Source organism: Aeromonas sp. MdU4, from assembly GCF_041929505.1.
GTDB lineage: Bacteria > Pseudomonadota > Gammaproteobacteria > Enterobacterales > Aeromonadaceae > Aeromonas.
The window spans coordinates 133,138-141,903 of the sequence record NZ_JBHFMW010000018.1; the positions used below are offsets into that span (position 1 = coordinate 133,138).

An 8,766-nucleotide genomic window follows, 5' to 3' on the forward strand; every position below is an offset into this window, starting at 1 on the left:
CACCCGCTGGCACCTCATTATTAACAAGTAATAGGGAGTGCCACCCATGAAGACCCTGCTGCTGGTCACCACCGGCCTGCTGTCGGCCAACGCGTTCGCCGCCGACACCCTCACCGTCTACACCTACAGCTCCTTCACTGCCGAGTGGGGCCCGGGGCCCAAGATCAAACAGGCCTTCGAGAAAGAGTGCGGCTGCAACCTCAATCTGGTTCCCCTCGAAGATGGCGTTGCCATCCTCAACCGGCTGCGGCTGGAGGGCAAACACAGCAAGGCCGATCTGGTGCTGGGGCTGGACGATGCGCTTATCAGCGAAGCCAAGCAGAGCGGCCTGTTCGCCCCCCATCCAGCCAAGCTCGACGGCATCAAGGTGCCGGGTGGCTGGCAGGATAAGACCTTCGTCCCCTACGACTACGGCTACTTCGCTTTCGTCTATGACAAGGAGAAGCTCAAACAGCCGCCCAAGAGCCTGAAAGAGCTGGTAGAGCGACCCGATCTCAAGGTGATCTATCAGGATCCCCGCACCTCTACCCCGGGGCAGGGGCTGATGCTGTGGATGAAGTCTGTCTACGGTGACAAGGCGCCCGCCGCCTGGGCCGAGCTTGCCAAAAAGACGGTCACCGTCACCAAGGGGTGGTCAGAAGCCTATGGCATGTTCCTCGATGGCGAAGCGGACATGGTGCTCTCCTACACCAGCTCCCCCGCTTACCACCTGATTGCCGAGAACAAGCCCCAGTATCAGGCTGCGGCGTTTGAGGAAGGGCACTACCGTCAGGTGGAAGTGGCCGCCAAGCTGAACAGCGCCATCCAGGGCAAGCTGGCCGATCAGTTCCTGCAATTTATGGTGAGCCCCGCCTTCCAGAACGAGATCCCGACCGGCAACTGGATGTATCCGGTGATCGATACCCAACTGCCAAAAGGTTTCGAGCAGATGATCACCGTCAGCAAGCCGCTGGCCTTCAGCGCCGATGAGGTGGCCGCCAATCGCAAAGGGTGGATCCGCGAGTGGCTGCAAGCCGTCACCCAGTGAGCCGTCACCTCCTGAAACCACAGGCTCGTCCCCTCTGGTGGCTGCCGGGCAGCGCAGCCACATTGTTGATCCTGCTGTTATCCCTCGGGCCGCTTGCGGCCCTGTTGTGGCAAGCCGGTTCACTGGCCCCCCGCACCCTGATCGCAGATCCTTATCTGCGTCACGTGCTGGGCTTCAGTCTGGGACAGGCACTTCTCTCCACCCTGCTGAGCCTCGGGCTGGCCATTCCGGTAGCCCGCGCGCTGGCACGGCGCCGCTTCGTTGGCCGCACCCTGCTGATCAAGCTGTTTGGCCTCTCGCTGGTGCTGCCGGTCATCATCGCCATCTTCGGCATCGTGGCGGTACATGGCAAACAGGGTTGGCTGCCGCAGTTGCTGCGCACCTTGGGGCTCGATCCCGGCAACTACCTCTACGGCCTGTTTGGCATCCTGCTGGCCCACGTCTTCTTCAACATGCCACTGGCGGCCCGCCTCATGCTGCAGAGCATAGAGAGCATCCCCGAATCGAGCTGGCGCCTCGCCAGCCAGCTCGGCATGCGATCAAACCACATCTTCCGGCTGCTGGAGTGGCCGCTCATTCGCGGCATATTGCCGGGACTTACCAGCCTCATCTTCATGCTCTGCTTCACCAGCTTCACCACCGTACTGGCGCTGGGCGGCGGCCCCAAATCGACCACGCTGGAAGTAGCCGTTTATCAGGCGCTGCGTTTTGACTTCGATCTCGCTACCGCGGGCGGACTGGCGCTGGTGCAGCTGATCCTGACCGCCGCCCTGCTCGCCCTGCAGCACAAGCTGCAGAGCACCCCGGCCAGCAGGGTGACCCCCCGTCGCCCCTGCCTGCGGCCGGATCGCCACCAGCCGGGCACGGCGGTGGTGGATATTCTTTCGCTCTGTATCGGGCTCGCCATCTTTCTGCCACCGCTGCTGGCTATCGTGGTGGCTGGCCTTCACCCCGGCCTGCTGACGGCGCTTACCTCCAGCAAGCTGTGGCAAGCAAGCGGCCAGTCGCTGCTGATTGCACTGGCAGCAGGCACCCTGGCGACTCTGCTCGGCAGCGGCCTGCTGCTGACCAGCCGTCACCTCAAGGTGCGCACCCGCCAACGGCGTGCTGCGGCCCTGTGGGAGGCCAGCGGCTCGATGATCCTGATGATCCCGGCGGTGGTGCTCTCCACCGGTCTCTTTATCCTGTTTATGCCGTTCACCGATGTCTTTGCCCTCGGCCCTTGGCTGGTGGTGCTGGTCAACGCCCTGATGGCGCTGCCCTATGTGCTGCGCACCCTCTCCGCACCCATGCAGTTGGTGGTACGCCAATACGACCGGCTGGCGGACAGCTTGGGGGTGCGCGGCCTGCATCGCCTGCGGCTGGTGGAGTGGCCGCTGCTGCGCCGTCCGCTGGCACTGGCAATGGCGCTGTCAATGATCCTCTCGCTGGGGGATCTCGGCGCCATCGCCATGTTTGGCAGCCAGGAGCTCACCACCCTGCCCTGGCTGCTCTACCAGCAGCTCGGCAGCTACCGACTGACCGAGGCGGCCGCCACCGCCCTGCTGCTGCTCACTCTCTGTTTCTCCCTGTTCTGGCTGGTGGAACGGGTGCTAGGAGGAAAACATGCTGAACATTGATAGGCTTGTAACCAGCTACCCCGACTGGCGCGTCAGCTTCAGCGCGACTCTGCCCAAGGGGGAGATCACCGCGCTGATTGGCCCAAGCGGCGCAGGCAAGTCGACCCTGCTCGGGATGATCGCCGGCTTCGTGCCGGTGGAGTCAGGCCGCCTCAGTTTCGATGGCGAAGATCTGCTGCCGCTGGGCCCCGCCGAGCGCCCGGTCACCACCCTGTTTCAGGATCACAACCTCTTCCTCCACCTGTCGGTGTTCGACAATATCGCCATCGGCTTGCACCCGGGTCTGCGCCTGAGTGCAACCCAGCGGGCACAAGTGATCGATGCAGCCGCACGGGTTGGCCTCGGTGAGATGCTAAGCCGCCAGCCTGAGCAACTCTCCGGCGGCCAGCAACAGCGGGTTGGTCTGGCTCGGGCACTGGTGCGAGGCAAACCGTTGCTGCTGCTGGATGAACCCTTCTCAGCCCTCGATCCCGCCCTGCGTCGGGAGATGCTGGCCGAAGTGGCGCGTCTAGCCTGCGAGCAGGGCATTACCGTGCTGATGGTTTCCCATAACCCGGAAGATGCCCAGCTGATTGCCGATCAGGTGCTGTTCGTCGACGAGGGCCGCATCGCCCTGCAAGGAAAGCCAGATATCCTGCAACACAGCGATCATCCCGGACTGCTGCGCTATCTGGGCCGCACGCAGGGATAATGAGAGCAAGGGGATCAAAAAAGGGGAAGCCGGATGGCTTCCCCTTTCTCATGCAGAGATCCCGTTAAATCAGAGATTTTCCTCGGCAAAGGAGGCGAGTTTGCTGCGTACCACGCCGTTGAGGAAGATGTTGGCACTGCCGTCAAAATCCTTGAAACGCTCGACGATGTAGGTCAGACCTGAGGTCACCGGGCTCAGGTAGTTGGAGTCGATCTGGGCCAGGTTACCGGAGCAGACGATCTTGGTGCCCTCCCCGCAGCGGGTGATGATGGTCTTGATCTGGGACGCGGTCAGGTTCTGGCACTCATCCAGCAGCACGAAGGAGTTCTGGATGCTGCGCCCGCGCATAAAGTTGACCGATTTGAACTGGATGTTGGCCTTCTCCATGATGTAGCTGAGCGAGCCGCTCATGTTCTCGTCCTGCTTGTGCAGCACCTCCAGGGTGTCGGTCACCGCCGCCAGCCAGGGCATCATCTTCTCCTCCTCGGTGCCGGGCAGGAAGCCGATGCTCTCGGCAATTTCCGGGGTATTCCGTGTGACGATCACCTTCTCGTAAATGCCCTTCTCAATCACCAGCTCCAGCGCCGCCGCCATTGCCAGCAGGGTCTTGCCGCAACCGGCCGGGCCGGTCAGGATCACCAGATCGATGTGCGGATCGAGCAACGCATCCAGCGCCATCCCCTGATAGACGTTCTTGGGATGCACACCCCACGCCTTGCGGGACATCAGCCGCTCGCGGCCCAAATCCTTGATGCGGATCTTGTTGCCATCATGGCTGAGCACCCGGGCGGCGAAGAAGTTCTCCTCGTCGATCAGGTACTGGTTGACGTGAACGCCTTCCAGCAGATTGGCATCGATCACATGGATGGTGTCGCGGCCATGGGTCTCGCTTTCGCATTCGCCCACCCGCTCCCAGAAGCTGCCGGGCACCACCTGAAAGCCTTTGGCCAGCAGGCGGATATCGTCGATCAGCTGGTCGCTGCGGTAATCCTCAACGTGAGCAAGCCCGGCCCCTTTGGCCTTGAGGCGCATGTTGATGTCTTTGGTGACCAGCACCACTTGACGCTTCAACTCATGCTTTTGCAGATAGAGAGCCGCGTTGATGATGCGGTTGTCGGCCTCCTTGTCGGTAAACACCTCGGCATCCTGCGGCAGATGGTGATCGCTGAAGATGCAGATATTGCCGCTCGCTTCGCCAGCCAGCGGAACGCCCTGAGTGATCTGATCCGGGGTAGCATCGCGAAACACATCTTCCAGCGCACGAATGGCCACCCGCGCGTCGCGGCTGACATCCTTGTTACGATCCTTGATGTTATCGAGCTCTTCCAGCACCGTCATGGGGATGAGCACGTCGTGCTCTTTGAAGGAGTAGATAGCGAGGGGGTCGTGAAGCAGAACGTTGGTATCCAGGATAAACAGCTTTCGGTCCGTATTGTCCATAAGCATCCTCCTTGGCACTGAAGGGCCACGTGTGTGAATCTCAGATGTCATTGAAACCACACGGCCGTGACAGTTTTATTACCCTCAACGCTACGCCCGATTTTACTATCACGCAACAAATCACTGGGCCACCTGATTTGATTGCGCATAAAAACAGCAATGAAAAGACCGGCGCAATGGCCGGTCTTTTCTCTATCGTTCAGCTACTTAGGAATGCCTGTTAACCGCACTTGGAGTCGCCGCAGTTGAGGCAGGTCATGCAGCCATCCTTCAGCACCAGCGCCTTGGTATGACACTTGTAGCAGAGCGCTGCATTGGCCGGAAAGCCACTGTTCGCCTGTTGCTCTTCGGCGTCCTGAGCCGCCTTGAGTTCGGCCTGTTTCTCGGCCAGAAACGCCTGCTGATGCTCGTCCAGTCCGGTTGCCTTGAGCATGCCGATCTCGGTGAGATGGCTCTCGATCACGTTACCAATTTCGGCGATCAATGATGGAACGTACTTGCCCTTGTTCCAGTAGCCGCCCTTGGGATCAAACACCGAGCGCAGCTCCTCCACCAGGAAGGTGACATCCCCCCCCTTGCGGAACACCGCCGAGATGATGCGGGTCAGCGCCACGATCCACTGGTAGTGTTCCAGGCTCTTGGAATTGATGAAGATCTCGAACGGACGGCGGGTTTCGTGCACCGTGCCCTCGTTGAGAATGATGTCATTGATGGTGATGAACAGCGAGTGCTCGGAGACATGCTCCGGCGTCTTCAGCTTGTAGGTAGTGCCCATCAGCCGCTCCGGACGCAGCACAGTTTCGTGCATGTGCACCACGTCATCCTGCGCAGCGAGATCTTCTTGCGGCTCATCCTTGGTACGCACCTTGTAGGCGACGATTTTTTTGTCGATCTTCTTGACCATAATGTCGTTCTCAGAATTTACCGTAATAGCCTTCTTTCAAGGCATCGTAGAGGTTGGCAGCAGTGTGCAGCTCGCCATCGTATTCGATCTCTTCGTTCCCCTTGACGGAAATAACGGAGCCATCTTCCAGGGTGAAATCGTACAGGGTGTTCTCCAGATCCTTCTCCTTCACCAGCACGCCCTGGAAAGCCTCTGGATTGAAACGGAAGGTAGTGCAGCCCTTGAGGCCGGAGTTCGAGGCATACATGTAGATGTCCTTGAACTGCTCGAACGGGAAATCGGTCGGCACGTTGGCGGTCTTGGAGATGGACGAGTCAATCCAGCGCTGGGCCGCTGCCTGAATGTCAACGTGCTGGGCCGGGCTGATGTCGTCGGCAGTAATGAAATAGTCCGGCAGACGGCTCGCCTCATCATCGCTGTAAGGCATAGCAGCCGGGTTCACCAGCTCGCGATAGGCCAGCAGCTCGAAGGAGTAGACATCCACACTCTCCTTGCTCTTCTTGCCCGGCTTGATGACGTTGCGGCTGTAGTGGTGGGCGAAGCTCGGCTCGATGCCGTTGCTGGCGTTGTTGGCCAGTGACAGCGAAATGGTGCCGGTCGGTGCGATACTGCTGTGGTGGGTGAAACGCCCACCCACTTCGGCCAACTCGGCGACCAGCGCAGGATCCACGTCGGCAACCTGCTGCATATAGCGGCTATAACGCGCATGCAGCACCTTGCCCTTCACCTTGTCGCCCACCTTGATGCCATCTGCAGCCATTTCGGGACGCAGACGCAGCATCTTGCCGGTTACTTCGAACTCCTGATCCATAATGGGGGCTGACCCTTTCTCCTTGGCCAGACGCAGGGACTCCTGCCAGCCGGTCATCGCCAGCTCCTGGGATACCTGCTCAGTAAAGGCGACGGACGCGGCAGAACCGTACTTGATCTGCAGCATGGTCAGGGTCGAGCCAAGCCCCAGGAAGCCCATGCCATGCCGGCGCTTGTTGATGATCTCCTCGCGCTGTTTGGCCAACGGCAGCTGGTTGATCTCCACCACGTTGTCGAGCATACGGGTAAAGATGGCTACCACCTTGCGAAACGCCTGCCAATCGAACGCAGCTTGCTCAGTAAAAGGGTCGCGCACAAACTTGGTCAGATTGACCGAGCCAAGCAGACAGGCACCGTAGGGTGGCAACGGCTGCTCGCCACAGGGATTGGTCGCGCGGATCTCTTCACAGAACCAGTTGTTGTTCATCTGGTTGACCTTGTCGATCAGGATAAAGCCGGGCTCTGCATAGTCATAGGTGGAGGTCATTATGACATTCCACAGCTTGCGGGCTGGCATGGTTTTGTAGACCTTGCAGGCAACCTGCCCCAGCTCGTTAAAGACAACCCCCTCTTTGTTGGGCCAGTCGGCCCAGAGCACCTGAGCAGGATCATCCAGCGCAATGCCATCCTGCTCCACCTCTTTGGCGGTGTAGGGGAAGATTAACGACCAGAGCGCATCCTCTTTCACCGCCTTGACGAAATCTTCGGTGATCAGCAGGGAGAGGTTGAACTGGCGCAGACGGCCATCTTCACGCTTGGCCTGAATAAACTCGATCACATCGGGGTGGCGGATATCCATAGTGCCCATCTGGGCGCCGCGACGGCCACCGGCTGACGAGACGGTGAAACACATCTTGTCATAGATATCCATGAAGGAGAGCGGGCCGGAGGTGTAGGCACCGGCACCGGAGACAAAGGCACCGCGCGGGCGCAGGGTCGAGAAGTCATAGCCGATACCGCAACCGGCTTTCAGGGTCAGGCCCGCCTCGTGCACCTTGCCGAGGATATCGTCCATCGAATCTTCGATGGTGCCGGAAACAGTGCAGTTGATGGTTGAAGTGGCAGGCTTGTGCTCAAAAGCCCCCGCATTGGAGGTGATGCGGCCAGCCGGAATGGCCCCATTGCGCAGCGCCCACAGAAACGGCTCATACCAGGTCTCCGGTTCCAGCTCCTGCTCTGCCAACGCACGGGCTACCCGCTGGTAAGTCTCATCGATAGAGCTGTCGATGGGAGTGCCATCCTTGCTCTTGAGGCGATACTTGCTATCCCAGATCTCGAGGGACGTTTCCTGCATGGGGATAAGGCGGGAGCCAAGCTCACTCTCCAGCACCGGGTTCGATTTAGCCATTTTCAATCAACCTTATGTGAATGCATCAACATCATGACAACAGCACAAAACACAACCAATAGTGCCCCCTAAAATAAACGACACAACATATAGTACATCTGATGCCATGAGGGTGCCGATTCTAACCTAAAAAAATGCCCCGACCAGCAGAATTCTGGGCCGGGGCACTTAACTGATTAATTTGCTGAGAGATTTAACACTCAGAGATAGATCAGGGCTTCTTGACGTAAACGGTCGGCGTATCACCCGCCATATTCAGATAGAACTCGTAGACACCATCGGCATCCGGCGAGAACTTCATATCCTCATACTTGGAACAGGGATTGACCGGCACCGCTTCTCCACCCAATACGGCAACACCGTCGCTCGGGCTCTTGTAGCCGAAGTTAGTGCCACAGCTCCAGCCCGAATCGGCAAACTTGAACTTGTAGGGAGCCCACTCTTTCTTGAGCGTTCCTTTCGCCATGTAGAGCTTGTCGGCCACCTTGACTACCTTGCTCGCATCGGTCGCCATCCAGTCGTTCATCTCACCGCGCAGATAGATCGGCTTACCGCCGAAGTCACTGTTGTCTACGGCCTGCTCTGCTCCACCGTGAGATGCGCAGCCACCTAATACCAGGGTTCCCGCCGCCAGTATCATCGTTACTGTTCTTTTGAACATGTCTCTCTTCCTTAAATTATTGTGATTCCTTGGCCCATCAATGTGGGCGGAAGCATTAAAGCAGAGGAAAGAAAACAAGAAAGGTAGAGGCATCACATTCTGTATCTTTTACATACAACACAGCGAACAAACGAGAACATCTCGAACAAGAAATATAGAAAGACAAGGAGACAAGGAGACAAGGAAAACGGCAGAGAAGAGAGAATAAAAGGTCAATTATCAGACGATTTTCTAAATGGCAGCCAATAAAAAACCCCGCTCATCGA

Annotated in this window: 7 protein-coding genes; 3 read left to right on the plus strand and 4 right to left on the minus strand. The window is 58.7% G+C overall.

The window, feature by feature from the left end; all coding sequences use genetic code 11:
- Positions 1-46 precede the first annotated feature (46 nt).
- Genes thiB through thiQ form a run of 3 tightly spaced genes read left to right on the plus strand, consistent with a single transcriptional unit; the run spans position 47 to position 3,337 of the window.
- Positions 47-1,027 (plus strand): thiamine ABC transporter substrate binding subunit, encoded by a 981-nt coding sequence (gene thiB / locus ACE1BR_RS09900; RefSeq protein ID WP_374869796.1) that lies wholly within the window; start codon positions 47-49, stop codon positions 1,025-1,027.
- Positions 1,024-2,646 (plus strand): thiamine/thiamine pyrophosphate ABC transporter permease, encoded by a 1,623-nt coding sequence (gene thiP, locus ACE1BR_RS09905; protein ID WP_374869798.1) that lies wholly within the window; start codon positions 1,024-1,026, stop codon positions 2,644-2,646. The genes thiB and thiP overlap by 4 nt, the downstream gene beginning before the upstream one ends.
- The gene (thiQ, locus tag ACE1BR_RS09910) at positions 2,633-3,337 is read left to right on the plus strand and encodes a thiamine ABC transporter ATP-binding protein (protein WP_374869800.1); all 705 of its coding nucleotides are present in this window, start codon (positions 2,633-2,635) and stop codon (positions 3,335-3,337) included. The genes thiP and thiQ overlap by 14 nt, the downstream gene beginning before the upstream one ends.
- 69 nt (positions 3,338-3,406) lie before the next feature.
- On the opposite strand, the gene ACE1BR_RS09915 is transcribed toward thiQ, so the two are convergent.
- From ACE1BR_RS09915 to ACE1BR_RS09930, 4 genes are all read right to left on the minus strand, one after another.
- Positions 3,407-4,777: a PhoH family protein gene (locus ACE1BR_RS09915; protein WP_374869802.1), complete on the minus strand. Its 1,371-nt coding sequence runs from the start codon at positions 4,775-4,777 to the stop codon at positions 3,407-3,409.
- 220 nt (positions 4,778-4,997) lie between these two features.
- A complete protein-coding gene (locus ACE1BR_RS09920) occupies positions 4,998-5,681 on the minus strand; it encodes an NrdJb (RefSeq protein ID WP_374869804.1) in 684 nt (227 codons plus the stop codon).
- A 10-nt stretch (positions 5,682-5,691) separates the two neighbouring features.
- On the minus strand, positions 5,692-7,839 hold the full coding sequence (locus tag ACE1BR_RS09925) for an adenosylcobalamin-dependent ribonucleoside-diphosphate reductase (protein ID WP_374869806.1): 2,148 nt from the start codon (positions 7,837-7,839) through the stop codon (positions 5,692-5,694).
- 211 nt (positions 7,840-8,050) lie between these two features.
- Positions 8,051-8,500 carry a pullulanase gene (locus ACE1BR_RS09930; RefSeq protein ID WP_374869808.1) on the minus strand — a complete coding sequence of 150 codons (450 nt, stop codon included), beginning with the start codon at positions 8,498-8,500 and terminating at the stop codon, positions 8,051-8,053.
- Between the last annotated feature and the right edge of the window lie 266 nt (positions 8,501-8,766).